The sequence below is a fragment of the Streptomyces sp. NBC_01351 genome, assembly GCF_036237315.1.
Lineage (GTDB): Bacteria > Actinomycetota > Actinomycetes > Streptomycetales > Streptomycetaceae > Streptomyces.
This window is the reverse complement of record NZ_CP108356.1, coordinates 5951191-5968314: the sequence shown is the minus strand read 5'-3', so window position 1 is coordinate 5968314 and position 17124 is coordinate 5951191. Positions and strand designations below refer to the sequence as shown.

The 17124-nt window shown below is 72.1% G+C and carries 15 protein-coding genes and 2 pseudogenes; 11 read left to right on the top strand and 6 right to left on the bottom strand.

What is annotated here, in order from left to right; translation table 11 throughout:
* Positions 1-150 precede the first annotated feature (150 nt).
* The 4 genes from OG625_RS27510 to OG625_RS27495 all read left to right on the top strand — a co-directional run bounded on the left by OG625_RS27510 (position 151) and on the right by OG625_RS27495 (position 5802).
* Entirely contained in the window at positions 151-1773 is a 1623-nt protein-coding gene (locus OG625_RS27510; protein WP_329386331.1) for a glycoside hydrolase family 13 protein, read from the top strand.
* Positions 1774-1799: 26 nt separating this feature from the next.
* Positions 1800-2840, top strand: a complete 1041-nt coding sequence (locus OG625_RS27505; protein WP_329386328.1) for a LacI family DNA-binding transcriptional regulator — start codon at positions 1800-1802, stop codon at positions 2838-2840.
* Between the two features lie 74 nt (positions 2841-2914).
* Positions 2915-3808: a phosphatase PAP2 family protein gene (locus tag OG625_RS27500; RefSeq protein WP_329386326.1), complete on the top strand. Its 894-nt coding sequence runs from the start codon at positions 2915-2917 to the stop codon at positions 3806-3808.
* A 1250-nt stretch (positions 3809-5058) separates the two neighbouring features.
* Positions 5059-5802, top strand: coding sequence for a CAP domain-containing protein (locus tag OG625_RS27495; RefSeq protein WP_329386324.1), 744 nt, complete (start codon positions 5059-5061; stop codon positions 5800-5802).
* A gap of 3 nt (positions 5803-5805) precedes the next feature.
* Here the strand turns inward: OG625_RS27495 and OG625_RS27490 are convergent, their stop codons facing one another.
* Positions 5806-7383: an amidohydrolase gene (locus OG625_RS27490; RefSeq protein WP_329386322.1), complete on the bottom strand. Its 1578-nt coding sequence runs from the start codon at positions 7381-7383 to the stop codon at positions 5806-5808.
* Positions 7384-7432: 49 nt separating this feature from the next.
* On the opposite strand from OG625_RS27490, the pseudogene OG625_RS27485 reads away from it, so the two are divergent.
* The 3 genes and pseudogenes from OG625_RS27485 to OG625_RS27475 form a co-directional block, all read left to right on the top strand.
* Positions 7433-8449: pseudogene (locus tag OG625_RS27485) on the top strand (RNA-guided endonuclease InsQ/TnpB family protein); the annotation flags it as partial.
* Between the two features lie 135 nt (positions 8450-8584).
* Positions 8585-9130: pseudogene (locus OG625_RS27480) on the top strand (TetR/AcrR family transcriptional regulator C-terminal domain-containing protein); the annotation flags it as partial.
* Between the two features lie 38 nt (positions 9131-9168).
* The gene (locus tag OG625_RS27475) at positions 9169-9735 is read left to right on the top strand and encodes a maltokinase N-terminal cap-like domain-containing protein (protein ID WP_329386320.1); all 567 of its coding nucleotides are present in this window, start codon (positions 9169-9171) and stop codon (positions 9733-9735) included.
* A gap of 8 nt (positions 9736-9743) precedes the next feature.
* On the opposite strand, the gene OG625_RS27470 is transcribed toward OG625_RS27475, so the two are convergent.
* Together OG625_RS27470 and OG625_RS27465 are read right to left on the bottom strand one after the other, a co-directional pair.
* A complete protein-coding gene (locus OG625_RS27470) occupies positions 9744-10433 on the bottom strand; it encodes a TetR/AcrR family transcriptional regulator (RefSeq protein ID WP_329386318.1) in 690 nt (229 codons plus the stop codon).
* A 4-nt stretch (positions 10434-10437) separates the two neighbouring features.
* Positions 10438-11133 carry a hypothetical protein gene (locus OG625_RS27465; protein ID WP_329386316.1) on the bottom strand — a complete coding sequence of 232 codons (696 nt, stop codon included), beginning with the start codon at positions 11131-11133 and terminating at the stop codon, positions 10438-10440.
* A 127-nt stretch (positions 11134-11260) separates the two neighbouring features.
* On the opposite strand from OG625_RS27465, the gene OG625_RS27460 reads away from it, so the two are divergent.
* On the top strand, positions 11261-11818 hold the full coding sequence (locus tag OG625_RS27460) for a DinB family protein (RefSeq protein ID WP_329386314.1): 558 nt from the start codon (positions 11261-11263) through the stop codon (positions 11816-11818).
* 108 nt (positions 11819-11926) lie between these two features.
* Entirely contained in the window at positions 11927-12130 is a 204-nt protein-coding gene (locus OG625_RS27455) for a hypothetical protein (protein WP_329386312.1), read from the top strand.
* A gap of 2 nt (positions 12131-12132) precedes the next feature.
* Here OG625_RS27455 and OG625_RS27450 read toward each other — a convergent pair whose 3' ends face one another.
* The gene (locus OG625_RS27450) at positions 12133-12237 is read right to left on the bottom strand and encodes a DUF397 domain-containing protein (RefSeq protein ID WP_329386310.1); all 105 of its coding nucleotides are present in this window, start codon (positions 12235-12237) and stop codon (positions 12133-12135) included.
* 93 nt (positions 12238-12330) lie between these two features.
* On the opposite strand from OG625_RS27450, the gene OG625_RS27445 reads away from it, so the two are divergent.
* Complete coding sequence (locus OG625_RS27445; RefSeq protein WP_329386308.1) at positions 12331-12552, top strand: hypothetical protein; 222 nt, start codon at positions 12331-12333, stop codon at positions 12550-12552.
* A 1209-nt stretch (positions 12553-13761) separates the two neighbouring features.
* Positions 13762-14262, top strand: a complete 501-nt coding sequence (locus tag OG625_RS27440) for a MarR family winged helix-turn-helix transcriptional regulator (RefSeq protein WP_329386306.1) — start codon at positions 13762-13764, stop codon at positions 14260-14262.
* Between the two features lie 29 nt (positions 14263-14291).
* Here OG625_RS27440 and OG625_RS27435 read toward each other — a convergent pair whose 3' ends face one another.
* Positions 14292-15665: an FAD-dependent oxidoreductase gene (locus tag OG625_RS27435; RefSeq protein ID WP_329386304.1), complete on the bottom strand. Its 1374-nt coding sequence runs from the start codon at positions 15663-15665 to the stop codon at positions 14292-14294.
* A gap of 87 nt (positions 15666-15752) precedes the next feature.
* Positions 15753-16982: a glycosyltransferase gene (locus OG625_RS27430; protein WP_329386302.1), complete on the bottom strand. Its 1230-nt coding sequence runs from the start codon at positions 16980-16982 to the stop codon at positions 15753-15755.
* Positions 16983-17124 lie beyond the last annotated feature (142 nt).

Sequence of the window (17124 nt, the reverse complement as noted above, 5' to 3'; positions counted from 1 at the left end):
CGACCGAAAGACCTTGCGGCAATTTTCTGCAAGACGAGCTGATCGTTACATCCGTGTGTCCGTACGGTTGCCGCAGCTTGCTGTTAGTTCGAGTCACCTTCGACTGCCCGGGCCCGCAACCAGGGGGCGTGTACACGCGTTGACCCCGATATGACCCATGAGCTGACCGCCTCCCGGCTTGCAAGCGCTTCCAGCAACGCGTCTTCCGGCAGCGTGACCGCGAGCGGCGGCTGGTGGCGCGATGCCGTCATCTATCAGGTCTACGTACGGTCCTTCGCCGACAGCGACGGCGACGGCGTCGGGGACCTGCGCGGGGTGCGCGAGCACCTCCCGCACCTGGCCCGCCTCGGGGTCGACGCGGTGTGGCTGACCCCCTTCTACGTCTCCCCGCAGGCGGACGGCGGCTACGACGTCGCCGACTACCGGGCCGTCGACCCCCTCTTCGGGGACCTCTCCGACGCCGACGCGCTCGTCGCGGCCGCGCACGCGCTCGGGCTGCGGGTCATCGTGGACGTCGTCCCGAACCACACCTCCGCCGAGCATCCCTGGTTCCGGGAGGCCCTGCGCGATCCGGCCGCACGGGCCCGCTACCACTTCCACCCGGGCCGGGGCGCCGGCGGCGAGCTCCCGCCCAACGACTGGGAGTCCGTCTTCGGCGGCCCCGCCTGGACCCGCACCCCGGACGGCGACTGGTACCTGCATCTCTTCGCCCCCGAGCAGCCCGACCTGAACTGGGAGAACCCCGAGGTCGCGGAGGAGTTCGCCTCCGTCCTGCGCTTCTGGCTCGACCTCGGCATCGACGGCTTCCGCGTCGACGTCGCCCACGGCATGGTCAAGGCCCCCGGCCTGCCCGACATCGGCCGCGGCGCCCAGGCCACCCTCATCGGCACCGAGCCGCTCCCCTTCTTCGACCAGGACGGGGTCCACGAGATCCACCGCTCCTGGCGCCGCCTCCTCGACTCCTACGAGGGGACGCGCATCGGGGTCGCCGAGGCCTGGGCCCCGACCTCCGAGCGGCTCGCCCTGTACGTCCGCCCGGACGAGCTGCACCAGGCCTTCAACTTCCGCTTCCTGAACTGCCCGTGGGACCCGGCCGCGATGCGCACCGTCATCGACGGGTCCCTGGCCGCCACCGCCTCCGTCGGCGCCCCGACCACCTGGGTGCTGTCCAACCACGACGTGGTCCGCCACCGCACCCGCTTCGGCAGCCTGGACCGCGCCCGTGCCGCCGCCCTGCTGATGCTGGCCCTGCCCGGATCGGCGTACGTCTACCAGGGCGAGGAGCTCGGCCTCCCCGAGGTCACCGACCTCCCGGACGAAGCCCGCCAGGACCCGGCCTTCCTCCGCACCGCCGGCCAGGAGGGTCTGCGCGACGGCTGCCGGGTGCCGCTGCCCTGGGCCGGCGCCGAGCCGCCGTACGGTTTCGGGCCGGGCGGGACCTGGCTGCCGCAGCCCGCCGGGTGGGGCGAGCTCAGCGTGGCCGCCCAGACCGGCGACCCGCACTCCACCCTGGAGCTCTACCGCGCGGCCCTGGAACTGCGCCGCGCCATGCCGGGCCTGGGCGCACCGGAGGCGGGCCCGCTGACCTGGCAGTCCGCGCCCGAGGACGTACTCCTCTTCACCCGCCCCGGCTTCGCCTGCACCCTCAACACCCGGCCGACCCCCGTCGGACTCCCCGCACCCGGCCGTCCCGTACTCTCCAGCGCCCCGGTGGAGACGGACGGGCGCACCGTCCGGCTTCCGGCGGATTCGTGCACGTGGTGGGCAATTTAAACGTGCGACCGGTACAGTCCAATCCCGTGACCGCACGGCTAGCCGACATCGCAGCCCAGGCGGGGGTCAGCGAAGCCACAGTCAGCCGCGTGCTCAACGGCAAGCCCGGTGTGGCCGCAGGCACCCGTGAGTCCGTGCTGGCCGCGCTCGACGTGCTCGGCTACGAGCGGCCCGTGAAGCTGCGCCAGCGCAGCGCGGGGCTCGTCGGGCTGATAACCCCCGAGCTGGACAACCCCATCTTTCCGGCGCTCGCCCAGGTCATCGGCCAGGCCCTGACCCGGCAGGGGTACACCCCCGTGCTGGCCACGCAGACCCCCGGCGGGTCCACCGAGGACGAGCTGACCGAGATGCTGGTCGACCGCGGGGTCTCCGGGATCATCTTCGTCTCCGGTCTGCACGCCGACACCACCGCCGACATGGGCCGCTACGACCAACTCCGCGGGCAGGGCGTCCCGTACGTCCTCATCAACGGCTTCTCCGACAAGGTCCAGGCCCCCTTCGTCTCCCCCGACGACCGGGCCGCGATGCAGCTCGCCGTCACCCACCTCACCGCGCTCGGCCACACCCGGATCGGGCTGGCGGTCGGGCCGAAGCGGTTCGTGCCGGTGCTCCGCAAGATCGAGGGCTTCCGGCTCGGGATGAAGGAGCGGCTCGGGCTCGACGAGGCCGAGGTCGAGGAGCTCATCCAGCACTCCCTGTACACGCTGGAGGGCGGCCAGGCCGCGGCCTCCGCGCTGATCTCCCGGGGCTGCACGGCGGTGGTGTGCGCGAGCGACATGATGGCGCTCGGCGCGATCCGGGCCGCCCGCCAGCAGGGCCTGCGCGTCCCGCAGGACGTCTCGGTGGTCGGCTTCGACGACTCCCCGCTCATAGCGTTCACCGATCCGCCGCTGACCACCATCCGGCAGCCCGTGCAGGCCATGGGCCAGGCCGCGGTCCGGACGCTGCTGGAGGAGATCGGCGGGACGCCGGCCCCGCACAGCGAGTTCGTCTTCCTGCCGGAACTGGTCGTACGGGGCTCCACCGCCTCCGGCCCCGGGCAGGGTCGGGGCCGGAGTCGTCCCTAGGACGGAGAGACTGCGCCCAAGACCGTCCCGAGGGATGATCGAAGGCGAGTACGTATCTGGCAGACTCTCTCCCCATGGGTGAATCGAGCGTGAAGACACTGGAAACCCGGACGGACGTCTCGTCACCCATCGTGACCGAGGAAGAGACCCGCCCGGGGTCCGACCGCACCCTGATCGCCAGGCTGCGCTCACCGCGCCGGCCGCGGATCTGGTTCGAGGTCCTCCTCATCGCGGTCAGCTACTGGACGTACTCGCTGATCCGCAACGCGGTGCCCGAACAGAAGGCGGCCGCCCTCGCGAACGCCGACTGGATCTGGCGCATCGAGCACGATCTCGGGATCGCCGTGGAGAAGTCCGTCAACCACGCCGTCGATTCGGTGACGTGGCTGATCGTGGGCATGAACTACTACTACGCCACGCTCCACTTCATCGTGACCATCGGCGTGCTGGTGTGGATCTACCGCTTCCATCCCGGGCGTTACGCGGCCACGCGCCTGGTCCTCTTCGCCACCACGGGCGTGGCCCTCGTCGGCTACTACTTCTACCCGCTCGCGCCGCCCCGGCTGATGAACGGGCAGGACTTCATCGACACCGTGCTGGTGCACCACACCTGGGGCTCCATGGCCTCCGGCAACCTCAAGCACATGTCGAACCAGTACGCGGCGATGCCGTCCATGCACATAGGGTGGTCGCTCTGGTGCGGGCTGACGATCTTCGCGGTCGCCTCCGCCCCGTGGGCCCGGATCCTGGGCCTGCTCTACCCGGCGGCGACGCTCGTCGTCATCGTGGCCACCGCCAACCACTTCTGGCTCGACGCGGTGGGCGGCCTGCTCTGCCTGGCCTTCGGTTACCTCGTCTCGCGGGCCTGGTTCGGCTCGCTCCCGCACCGGCTGCCGCGCCACCCCGAGCACGCGGGTCCGCACCCGGCGGCGGCGCTGCTGGCGAACCGCTTCCGCACCCGCACCTGACGACGCGGGTCAACGGGGCCCTGCCGCCCCTTGCCGCAGCCCTCGCCACCTCCGCAGCAGTCCGCGCCTGACAGCAGGCACGGGCAGCACCGGCTCCGGTTCGGACGGCCTCTTGCACCGGCATGGCCGGCTGTCCCGTCCAGGCCGGGTCCACGGCCGCCGGCAGCACCGGCACGGCCGGATCCGAGTCTCCGGTGATCCGCCGGTACGCGTGCGCTGCGGCGACCCTGGTCCAGGCGCCGGGCGACTCCATCAGGCCGCGCACGGTGTCCGTGTGCGCTGCGGCCAGGGGGCCGAGGTCGGCGAGGAAGGGCAGGCCATGGCTGCCGCTCCCGGACGCCACGGCCGAGCCGCACACGTCGAGGGCGAGGGTGGGGTCCCCGGGGCGATCGGACGGGAGCCGGCTGTCCTTCGCGAGGCGCCGCAGGGCGGGCAGGGCCCGGACGTCGCCCATCCCGGCGAGGGCGAGGGCGTGCACCTCGATGGAGTGACCGGAGGCGCGGACGATGAGCCTGAGACGCTTGTCGAGGGACTCGGCGATCCGATCGGCATGCGCGGCGACGGCCCGGCCGGCCTGGGTCATCGCGGCGTCGACGTCCCGGTTCGCCTCTCTGTCGCAGGCGGCCGTGACGACGGCCTCCCAGCACCACGGCTCCGGCCGCCGCCGCCGGTAGCGGAACACCGCCTCGACGGCGACGTTCAAACGTCTCACGCGGCGTCCCCTCCACCGGGCACAGGAATACGTGACCGCGGATTTCGCAATCGGTCTCCGCAACTCAGGCCGGGCCGGCGGCCATCGCCGAGCCGGTCGCGAATCCAGCTCGGCTTCTTCCCCCTTCTTCACGGGACACACCGCCAGGAAGTTCCAGGCCCAGTGAGTGACATGCATCACAGCACGCCTGTCGACGCGGGGCGCTCACAGGGGATTTCGCTCCCTCGACATTTCGATATTTGTCCGTTTTGGAATCGACATTCCCCTCAACTGCGGGAACGGAATCCGCGATACCGGCAGGCCCGTCGCCGACCCGCCTGGTCACGGCCCTTTCTGAGAATCCCTCAGACGGTTGCGGCAGTGATCAGATCGTGACCATGCACGATCACCGGCCCGTTTCAAGCCGGGATTCGAATGCCCTGGGCACCTCGGAATCGGAAACTTGCCAGGCCGTTGGAGGGCTTTTAAGAATGGCGGCCACTCCGGCACCCCTTGGTTCGGGCTCCGGAAGCTTCGCGATCACCGAATGAGGTCACGCATGCAGAGGCATCGGAAGAAGAAGCCCTACAGGAAAATAGTCATCGCCGTCGGTGTTCTGGGAATCGTGGGTGTCCCCGGTGTCGCCATGGCCTGCTGGGACACGCAGGACACCGGTCGGACGCGGGCCGCGAGCCCGCAGGAGAGGCGCCCGTGGCAGTACGCGCCCTCGGCCACCCCGAGTTCTCAGGCGCCTGTGGACGTCCCGCCCCCGAGCAGCCCGCCGGCCGCCTCCCCCAGCAGCCCCGCGGCGTCCGCGCAGCCGGTCGTACGGACGACGCCGCCCCCGCTGCCGCAGCCGACGAAGCCACCGGTCGTCACCCGGCCGCCGGCGCCCGCGCCCCCGAAGACCTCTGCCCCGCCGGCTTCCGGCGCCGCCGCCGCGGTCCTCTCCCTCGTCAACCAGGAGCGCGCCGCCGCAGGGTGCCCGGCCCTCACCCTCAACGCGAAGCTCACCAAGGCCGCGCAGGACCACAGCGCGGACATGGCCGCCCACGGCAACATGTCCCACACGGGCTCCGACGGATCCGACGCGGGCCAGCGCATCACCCGCGCCGGATACGCGTGGAGCTCGTACGGCGAGAACGTCGCTTACGGCTACAGCACTCCCGAAAAGGTCATGGAGGGCTGGATGAACAGCCCCGGCCACCGGCAGAACATCCTGAACTGCTCCTTCAAGGAGATCGGCATCGGCCTGGCGCAGCCGAACCACTACTGGACGCAGAACTTCGGAACAGCTCGCTGACGCTCAGCGGTGGGTGATCCGCCCGCCCGACATCGTGAGGACGATCGGGGCCTCGGCCAGCTCGTCCGGCCCGGCCGTGACCGGGTCCAGTGCGAACGCCGTCAGATCGGCCCGGAAGCCCGGTGCGATCCGGCCCGCCACCCCTTCCTCCCCCGCCGCGAGCGCCGCGTGCGAGGTCATGCCCTCCAGTGCCATCAGCCCGGTCAGGGCCCGGCCGGCCGAGGCCGCCCCGAGCGGGCTGCGGGCGGTGACCAGCACCTGGCGGGCGTCGAAGTCGGCGATCGGCCAGTCGGAGCCCAGTGCGAGGACGGCTCCCGCTTCGCGCAGGTCCCGGCAGCGCCAGGCCCGCGCGGCCCGTTCCTCCCCCAGCCGCTTCGACCACTCGTCGGTGTGGTCGGCGCGGGTGTACGCGGTGTGCGGGGGCTGCATGGAGGCGATCACCCCGAGCTCCGCGAACCGCTCCAGCTGGTCGTCGGGGACGGTCTCGATGTGCTCGATGCGGTGCCGCATCCGGGCCCGTACGCCGATCGCCTCCACGGTGTCGAGGACGTGGCGGACGGCGGCGTCGCCGATGGCGTGGGTGGCCGTACGCACCCCGGCCGCGTCCAGGGCCCGTACCGCCCGGGCGTAGGCCTCGGGGTCGGGCCAGAAGGCCTCGGTGCCCTGGCCGTGGCAGTCGGCGTGCTCCAGCCAGGCGGTGCCTCCCTCGACGGTGCCGTCCATGAAGAACTTGACGCCGCCGACCTGCCAGTCCCGGCCCGTGAGGCGCTGGAGCTCGATCAGCTCGTCGAGTGCGTCGTCGTCGGCGCCCGGCATGCACCAGGGGGCGAGGTTCAGGCGGAGCGGCAGGTGCCCCTCGTACTCGACGGCGGAGAGGAGCGCCGGTACGTCTCCGTCGCCCATGTCCATGACGTGGGCGCCGGTGAGTCCGGTGGCGGCCATGTCGGAGAGGAGCGAGACGAGGCCCGCGCGGCGCTCGGTGGCGGAGGGCTTGGGCACGAGGGCGCTGACCAGGGCCATCGCGGCGTGCTCGATCAGGTGGCCGGTGGGGCGGCCCTCGGGGTCGCAGACGATCTCGGAGCGCTGGGCGAAGGCGCGCGGCCCGGTGATGCCGGCGGCGGCGAGGGCCGCGCCGTTCACGAGCGCGGAGTGGCCGTCGTAGAGGCGCAGGAAGGCGGGGGCGCCGTCCAGGGCCTCCTCGACGAGGGCCCGGTCCACGGGCCGGCCGCCGAACGCGTTGTGGTCGAGGCCGTGGCCGACGACCCAGCCCTTGCTGCGGGCGGCTGTGCGCAGGACGGCGCGGAGCTGGTCGAGGTCCCGTACGGCGGAGAGGTCGGTGCCGGTGGCCATCTCGATGCCCCAGACGGGGTGGCTGTGGGCGTCGGTGAGGCCGGGGGTGAGGGTGGCTCCGCCGAGGTCGATCACCTCGGTGTCGGGGCCGCGCCAGTCGCGGCACACGTCGGACTCCTCCCCCACGGCCACGATCCCGCCGCCGAGGACGGCTACCGCGCGGGCTTCGGGGCGGGCGGGGTCGAGGGTGCGGACGCGGGCTGCGATGAGGACGGTGTCGGCAGCGGGCACGGCGGTCTTCCCTTTCAGATGCGGCACGCTGGGCGGCACCCGACGCTTCGAGGGCCGGGCAGCCGACCCGGAGCAGCAGGGCCGGTGGTCGTTCTCGTCCCAGCAGGCCACACTCCGACGCCTTGACAAGGCGTTCGCTGCGTTCTTCCGTCGCGTCCAGGCCGGTGAAACGCCCGGGTACCCCAGGTTCAAGGGGTCGGGGTGGTTCGACACGGTGGAATTCCCCCGAGACAGGGACGGCTGCCGGTGGGACAGCATTCCGAATGACCGGGTAACTCGCGTCCGCCTCCAAGGCGTGGGACACGTCAAGGTGCACCGGCACCGCCTGGTCAAAGGGCGGGTCAAGACCATCAGCGTGAAGCGCGAGGGCCGACGCTGGTACGTCGTGCTGCAGTGTGACGACGTTGCAGCCCAGCCGCTCGCGGCCACCGGACGCCAGGTGGGTATCGATCTCGGAGTCACACATTTCCTGACTGCCAGTGATGGCGCACACATTGAGAACCCGAGGGCGTCGGCCAAGGTTGCCGAGAAGCTGGTTGCTGCCCAGCGTACGGTCGCGGCATTCGGCCGGACGAGTCGGTCCAAAAAGCGGCGCCAAGCAGCGTCCAAGGTCGCACAACTACACAGGAAGGCGCGCCGCCAGCGTCTCGACCACGCTCACAAGGTGGCGAACTTCGTCGTGCGGGGAGCGGACGTGATTGCACATGAGCGCCTGCGTGTCGCGAACATGGTTCGCCGCCCGAAACCCCGCCCGCGCGCGGACGGCACCTTCGAGCAGAACGGGGCCGCCGCCAAGACGGGCTTGACCAAGAGAATTCTGGACGCGGGTTGGGGGGTGTTCCTGGGCATCCTCGCAAGCAAGGCTGAGAGCGCCGGCCGACGGCTGATCCCAGTGGACCCCCGCAACACTTCCCGCACGTGCCCCAAGTGTGGGCACGTGGACGTGGGGAACCGCGACGGCGAGACCTTCCAGTGCACGAAGTGCGCTCATGTGGACCACGCCGACCGTGTGGGCGCACTCAATGTGCTCAATCGGGCCGGGCTGGCCCTCTGCACAGCGGCCTAGCCGCTGACGCAGGAAGCCCCGGAGCCATCCGAGGGCGGAGTCACGCCGTTGTAGCCGACGACACAAGCGCAACACCACCGATGCCGCACAACGCGGACCATACGCCCTGGTGCACCCTGCAACAGTGGCGGACCGGGATCGCTCAGCGTTCCGCAGATCGCCCCGGCGCTCGGCGTCCAGACCGGTTCCGTGTACCACCACGTGGACGGCCGGGCGGGGGTGATCGAGCTGATCCGGGAGCTGGTGTGCGACCTGATCACCGACGACGCCCTGACCCTGCCCCTGCCCCCGGGGACCCCCTGGGACCGCGCTCTGGAGGACTGGGCGCGCTCCTACCGGGCCGCCTTCGCCGCCTACCCCCGGGCCATCCCGCTCCTGATGACCAACCCGGTGCGCGCCCCGAGGGTCCTCGCCCGCTACGAGCGCGCGGTGGCCCTGCTGCTGGCCGCCGGCTTCGCCGAGCCGGACGTGATGCCGCTCCTGACCGCCCTGGAGAACCTGATCCTGGGCTCGGCCCTCGACCTGGCGGCCCCCGAGGCCATGTGGGAGCCGACGGCGCAGACCCCGCTGCTGGCCGGAGCCCTGGCGGCGGTGGGCCCGGGCCGCCGCGCGGACGCGGCCTTCGACCTCGCGCTGGCGGCGTTCCTGTCGTACGCCCGCACCCTGCGGGGCGCGTCCTAAGATCGTCGTACGACTCTCACATCTGGAGGCCCGTCCGCATGGCTGTCGTCCACCGCACCACCATGACCCCCGGCAAGCTGGAACTCGTCGCGGCCTGGCTCCCGTTGCAGCCCTGGTACGAGGGCCGGCCCGGCCGGACCCCGGAGCTGGCGAAGGCGGGCGGCTTCAGGCTGGACGACCCGGAGGGCGAGGTCGGCATGGAGTTCATGGTGGTCACGGACACGGCGGCCGGAGTGACCTACCACGTCCCCCTGACCTACCGCGGCGCCCCGCTCCCCGAAGGGGAACCCGCCCTCGTCGGCACGTCGGAGCACGGCGTACTGGGCACCCGCTGGATCTACGACGGCACCCGGGACCCGGTCCTGCAGGCCCGGCTCCGCGCGCTGCTGCGGGGCGAGGCGGTCCCGCAGGACCAGAACGCGAGCGACACCCCGGACCCCACGGTCCTGGTGGTCCCGGGCGAGGACGGCCCGACCCTGACGGTGACCCACGTCCTGCGCGCGGACGCCGCCGCGACGACCCCGGGCGGCACCCACGTCACGGCCCCGTGGCAGGACGCGGACGGCAAGCCGAACCGGGCCGTCTTCGCGGCCTTGAGTGCGTAAGGCCGAGGTCACGACGTGTGGGTCTTGAGCCCGTCGAGGATGAGCTTGAGGCCGAAGTCGAGGGCGGGTCTGACATCGCCGTCGTCTTCCGCTTCCACGGCCCCTGATGCCATCAGGGCGGCCAGGGTGGGAAATCGGTCAGGGCTGACCACCCGGGCCAGAAGGGCTCCGTAGTCGGAGCCCGACGGGGCGATCTCGGTGGCGATCCGGGCCAGGTCACGTACGGCGCTGGACACGAACATGGCGGTGGCGACCAGGTTCTCGGCTGCGAGGCCGGACCGGGCCAGGGGTCGCAGGAGGGCCTCGAACCAGGCCAGTTCGTTCGGACCGGTCGGGGCGCCCGTGGTCGCCACGCGCAGCATCCAGGGATGCGCGAGGTAGAACTCCCACGCCGCGTCGGCCCAGTTCAGGATCTCGGCCCGCCACTCCTGCGCCGACTCCCCAGGCGGGGCGCCCTGGGCCCTGTCGGCCATCAGGGCGACCAGCTGGTCCTTCCCGGGGACGTGCCGGTAGAGGGCCATCGCGGTATAGCCGAGCTCGCCGGCGACCCGCTGCATCGACACCGCACCCAGGCCCTCGGCATCGGCCAGTGCGATGGCGGCCTCGACGATGCCACCGACGCTGAGGGAGGACCGGGAGCTCTCCTTCGCCTCCCAGAGGAGCCGGAAGGTGTCCGCCGCTCTCTTGTCCCCTGACACCCTGCTACCGCCGATTCTCCGAGGCCACTCCCGGCCGCCCAGCATAGTGGCGGGCGTTTCGCCGCCGGAGCCGTCCGATGAGGGCGATGCCGACCGCGAGGACCCAGTAGACGTAGAGGCTCGCGACGGTCGCCGTGGTGCCCCAGCCGTTGGCACTGAAGAACTGTCCCGTGTCGTTGCCGAAGTACAGCGACGGGACGAACGCGAGATTGATCAGCGCGATGGCATAGGCCGACCTGGCAGCCCACCGGGGCAGCAGCCCGCTCCGCACGGCGGCGTACCCGGCGGCCACCAGGAACACCGCGGTGAGGATGCGTCCGATCGAGCCGTAGAGAAGATAGGTGCCCGCGGCGGTGATCGTCGGATCGACCGGCTCTCGGGCGGCGATGACCTCCCCGGCCTGCAGGGAGTGCGCGACGAAGGTGACCGCGATGTAGGCCAGTGCCGCGCCGTGGGCAAGGTCCGCAACCCAGCCGCAGGCCGGGTCGGCCTGGCGGATGAGCTCGCGAAGCCCCGTGACGAAGCCGAGGAGCAGTACGAGGACGACGAGGCTGAGCATGATGCGGGTCAGCACGTTGGAGTCGGGCGGCGCCCCGTCGTGGACGAAGTAGAGCGGCACCTCGATGACCTGGAGGGCCGCGAACGCCACTCCGGTGATTCCGGTGAACCTGCGCAGTTGGAGCCCGCCACCTAAACCCAACGATGTATACGTCATATACGAAAGTGTACGCCATATACACGCAGCGCGGGCGGTCGCCTCAGCCGGCACGGCACCGACAGCTGTAAATGACTGGCGCGCTCGGCCCTCACGGACGATCATGCGACGCATGAGTGACCAACCCTCGCGATGGACCCAGGCCACCGTCTACCCCGACATGTGGGCCGACCCGGACAACGACCCTCGTAACAACGAGGAGACCCCGGAGGGCGAACTCGCCACGCTGCAGGACTTCCTGGCGAACTACCGCATCACCCTGCGGATGAAGTGCGACGGCCTGGACCCGGAGCAACTGGCCCGCCGGTCGGTTCCGCCGTCCACGATGTCGCTGCTCGGCCTGATCCGACACCTCGCCGAGGTGGAACGGGACTGGCGCAACTGGATCCTCGACGGTGAACCGCTGTCGTCGCTGTACGGCGAGCCCGACGGGGACTTCAACGGAGCCGTCGCCGACCAGGCCGTGGTCGACGCCTCGTACGCGGACCTGGCGCGCGAGCAGGCCGAGACCGACGCCCTGCTCGCCCAGTACACGGACCTGAGCGTGCGCGTGGGGAAGGACAACGTCTCCATCCGCGAGCTGCTGGTGCACGGGATCGAGGAGTACGCCCGCCACTGCGGCCACGCCGACCTGCTGCGCGAGTGCGTCGACGGCCGGGTGGGCCAGTAGCGGAGTCCGGGGCGTAGCCCTCCGACGGACGCCCCGGTCCCGGCACTTGTCGGGGTCACCGGGGCCGGGCAGAGTGCTGGGTACTCCCGCACTGCTCTGGAGGTCGGCATGGCCCTACCGAAGAACGCATTCGGGTTCACCGTCGTCGGCGTGGCCGGCATCGCCGCGGGCGTCGCGGGTTTCCTCGCCGCGTCCGCCAGGACCCGCGCCGACGACGGCGTCCACCGCGGCGCCGGCGGTCCCGGCAGCTGCGACACCGAGGACGGCGACGTGGTCCGGCCGGCGGGCTCGGACCTCACCGACGTCGGCTGACGTCAGCCCGCGGCGTACCGCACGAACCCGGCCCAGGTGTCGGGCCCGACGGCCAACTGCCGGCCGTCCACGTCCTTGGAGTCCCGCACCAGGACGGCTTCGGGCATCCGCGATCTCGACGCAGTCGCTGCTGTCGCCGGCGCAGGCGACTGGCGACTGGCGACTGGCGACTGGCGACTGGCGTCGAGCCTCTTCGGGGCGTGCACCGTTACGGCGAGCAGATCGCGATGGCCCGATTCGTTGTGGTGACGGTGCTCGGGTTGGTGTTCTGGAACTGGACGGTCCAGCTGTCATCGGGGGTGACAGAGGTTGCTTGGTCGAAGGTGATGGGGAACGTCCTCGTCCCCGCGATGTATCCGCCGGCGATGGCTTTCTGCCCCGCAGGGCACGTTGCGGTGCTCGTCGCGGTACCACCGTTCTGAGCCGGGCTGACGAGGGGCCCGAGCACTCTGGTCGTACCGGCCCCGAGGGCAGCCCCCGTTGCGCCCGTGGCACCGGTCGGCCCGGTTGCACCCGTCGCACCGGTGGCGCCGGTCGAGCCTGTGTCACCCGTAGCCCCGGTAGCACCCGTCAGGCCGGTGTCACCGGTGGCTCCGGTGGCACCCGTGGCACCCGTCAGACCGGCGTCGCCCGTGGCCCCCGTGGCCCCCGTGGCCCCCGTCGATCCAGTGTCACCCGTCGCACCAGTAGCACCCGTCAGGCCGGTGTCACCCGTAGCGCCGGTAGCACCCGTGGCACCCATCGAGCCAGCGTCACCCGTCGCACCAGTAGCACCCGTCAGGCCGGCGTCGCCCGTCGCACCAGTAGCACCCGTCAGGCCGGTGTCACCCGTAGCCCCGGTAGCACCCGTGGCACCCATCGAGCCAGCGTCACCCGTCGCACCAGTAGCACCCGTCAGGCCGGTCTCTCCCGTGGCACCCGTGGCCCCGGTCGGGCCCGTCGCCCCGGTCGGGCCGGGCTCACCCGCCGTACCCATTGCACCGCTGGGGCCTGTGGCACCGCTCGGGCCGGTTTCGCCCGTCGCACCGGTCGGGCCTTGCGGCCCGGCCACACCCGTCGGACCCGTAGGACCCATCGGGCCGACCGAGCCCTCGCCTCCTGGGCCCGTCGGGCCAGTGGCGCCGGTGGGGCCCTGCGGGCCGGTCGGGCCGGTGGCGCCCGTCGGGCCGGGACGGCCGTCCTTGCACCGATCATCAGGCATCCCCGGCAGACCGAGCGGCCCGCCCGCGTCCTCCGAGCCCGGCCTCGTCGGCCGGCAGTCGTCGTCGCCCCGAGGCGCGGCTGCGACTGCGTGCCCGGCGCCTGTCGAGCTCGAAGCCACGGCCGCAACTGCCGGCGCGGCAATTCCCACGAGGACCAGGCTCAGCGAAGCCAGGGTGCCGCCCACGACCCATCGGCTGCTTCGCGGCAGCGGACCCAGACGTGGCTTCGTACCGTGCGGAGAACGCAACGCATCTGCCCTTCCACGAACGCGATCAGGCGCTCCCGTGAAACGAGCGAACGCCGCAAGCTGTCAGCACCTCATCGGTTCACCATGGAGGACGCCTTGAGGGCTCTCCGGTGATTTCATCCCATCAGCGCATCAGCACGTTCGCGGCATCGGCGCGGACAGGGAGGGTAGCGTCGCGATCATGGAACAGTTGCCCAGCACCGCCACGGACCAGGCGCCGGCAGACCCGGCAGCCGCCGACGACGCGCTCGCTTCCCAGCCCATCGGCTACTGGAGCGGCCTGGCGCACACGGCCGTCACCGCGCACCTGCGTGACGCCATGGCCAGGATCGACGTCACCCAGCCCCAGTACTGGGTCCTCAACCGGGTGAACGCCCCGGGCTCGGCGCCCAGCCGCGCGGAGGTCGTCGCCCAGCTGGCGCCGCTCGCCGACGGGGAGCACGAAATCCCCCGGGTCATCGACCAGTTGCTCCACCGGGGATGGCTCCGGGCCGACGGCGACAACGGCACCCGCCTGCACCTCACCGGTCCCGGGGAGGCCGCGCGGGCGCGACTGCGCGAGCTGGTGACCGGGGTACGGGCCGTGGTCCACGAGGGCATCAGCGACGAGGAGTACGTCGCCGCCCTCAAGGTGCTCCGCAGGATGGTGGCCAACGTCGAGGGCGTCGGGGCTTCCCGGTAACCCAGCCGGTACCCCTTCCGGGCATGCCCTCAGGCTGGGATGAGCGCCTCCCACTGCTCCCGGGTCGGGCCGTCGTGCGTGGGCGAGAAGTCCGGGCGGGCGTCCAGCCAGGCGGTGACGTGTCGGTCCACTTCGTCGGTGCCGTAGGCGTCCTTGGCCGGGCGCAGGAGATGGCGCACCTGGGCCCGGGCTCTCATGACGACGGGATCGTCGAAGGCGCAGGCGGCCCGGGCGGCAGCCCGTCGGTCGGAGGGCGGTGAGCTCTCGGCGAGGCTCTGCTCGTTGGCGCGGTCGGCCGTCACCTGCGCGTCGAACCACGGGCGCAGGGCCCGCGCCGTCCAGGCGTGGTAGCCGACGGGGTCCGCGGCGATCTCGTCGGCGTTCGTGGCGAGGTGCTGGGCGGCGAGCAGGCCGAGGGCCACGCCGTGGCCCAGGGTGGGGTTGGTGTGGATGAGGCTGTCCCCGGCGTTGACCAGGCCGGTGACGACGGGCCCGTCATCGTCGGTGAGGGCGGCCCAGCGGTTGTCCAGGCCGGCCATCGCCAGGACGGGCGACCGTGGTTCGGGGGCCAGGTCGAGCCAGGCGGCGGTGGCGGGGAAGCGGCGGGCGGCGGCCTCGAACACGGCGGGGTCGGTGAGCGCGCCGCGGGTCGGATCCCCCGTGGAGAGCACCAGGTGCAGCGCGAAGGTGTCGTTGTCGGAAGGGAAGACGCCGGCGAGCGCGAACGGCGCGGCCGAACCGGTCTTCACCCGCCCGGGGTCGCGCGGGCCGTCGGCACGCAGGCGGTACCAGCGGCACAGGTACGCGATCCCGGTGCGGTGGCTCTCGACCACGGGCGGGCGGCAGCCGGCCGCGATCAGCCAGCCGGGAACCGGCGAGCGACGGCCGGCCGCATCGACGACGAGGTCCGCCGCTTGCGTCTCCGCGCCCACCCGCACGCCGGTGACCCGGGCCGGGCCGCCCTCCCGGAAGGTGAGGCCGTGCACCCGGCAGCCCTGCCGCACGTCGACGGCCCGTTCCCGCCGCACGGCCGCGGTCAGGGCGGCCTCCAGCACGATGCGACGGGTGCGCAGGGTCACCAGGTCCTCGTCGCCGGCCCGGTGCAGCGGATGCTCGCCGAACCAGTCGAAGTCGTGGTACTCCCGGGCTCCGCGTGCCAGCAGGTCCTCGTACACATCGGGGGTCTCGGTCCGCAGTACGGTGCGCACGGGCGCGAGGAAGGAGTGGGGCTGGACGGCCTGCGGGACCCGGGGCCTGTCCCAGTGGAAGAAGTCCTGGTTCGGGTCCTCTCCGGCCTGCCGCGCGTCCTGCTCGTACAACGTGACCGCGTGGCCCCGTCTGCCGAGCATGAGCGCCGTCCCCAGCCCGCTGATACCCCCGCCGATCACTGCAACCCGCGCCACTGAGCTCCCCTTCGCGTCGTGTTGCGGAACGAGCCTAGCGGTTGGTGATCTTCGGTCGGGAACCAGGCCTGTCCGCGGCGGAGTTGCTCACCGCAGGCCGAGCAGCAGCTTCGCCGCCACCGTCGTCCCGTCGGTGCGGATCGTGCCGGCCACGGCGGTGGCCCGGGCGGCGGTTTCGGGGGTCAGGGCCGCATCGAGCGCGGCAGACAGGGACTGGGCGGTCGGGGCCGAGGGCGCGGTCGGGGTCGGCTGGTCGTGGGCCACGCCGATGCCGAGGTCTGCGACGCGCTCGGCCCAGTACGGCTGGTCCGCGCCCTGGGGTACCACGACCTGCGGTACGCCGGCCTGTGCGGCGGTCGTGGTCGTGGCGGCGCTGCCGTGGTGGACGACGGCCGCCGCGCGGCGGAAGAGGGCCTGGTGGTTGACCTCGCCGACGAGGAAGCAGTCGTCCCGGTCGTCGATCAGCGCGAGGTCGGCCCAGCCGCGGGAGAGCACGGCGCGGCGGCCCTGCGCGCGGACCGCCTCGACGGCCGCCTTGGCGAAGTCCTGCGGGGCGCCGACGGGCGTGCTGCCGAGACCCACGTAGACCGGGGCCGACCCGGCGTCCAGGAAGGCCAACAGGTCGGCGGGGAGGGGGCGTTCGTCGGTCGAGGTCCACGCGCCGGTCTGCACGACATCGAGGTCCGTGGGCTGCCACGGCGACAGGGCCGGGTCCGTGGCCAGCCACGGCTGGTCGGTGAAGGCGTAGTCGCGGACGTTGTCCAGTGGCGGCAGGCCGATCGCCGCCCGGCGGGCGTTGATCGCCTCGCCGAACATCGTGTTCGCGATCTGCGCGTCCAGGTCCCACAGCGCCTGATTGTCGGTGGCCCCCTCCGGCAACGTCTGACCGCGCCGCGCGGGCGGCCGGCGGTGCGGCGACGGGAGGGCGACGGGCTGGTGGCTGACGTGCACGAAGCGGATGCCCAGCTTCTCGGCCGCGGAGCGCGCGCAGGCCGCGACCGGCAACGGGCCGGTCACCACCAGCGCGTCGCACCCCTCGGCGGCCGCGCCGACCGTGTCGAACTGTGCGTCCATCAACGCGGCCGCCCGCTCGGCCAGTCCGGCCGCCGAGCCCGGCGTCACCGTGGTCACCAGCGGGCGCACCGGCGCGCCGGCCGGCACCATCTCCACGCCGACCCCGGCCAGCCGCTCCACGAACTCCTCGTCCGGCGGCGCACACACCCGCACCTCCGCACCGAGTTCCCGCAGTCGCACCGCGAGCCCCACCATCGGCTCGACGGCCCCGCGCGATCCGTACGCAGACAACAGCACACGCATTTCCACAACTCCCCGATTTCGTGGGCCTTCCGGCCTGGAACGGCGATTGTGCAGCACGATGTGGATCTTGTGGCAAGGCCCTGACGCTCCGGCCGGACGATGTGATCCAGGCCACACCCTCCGGGTCGATTAGTTCGGTCGT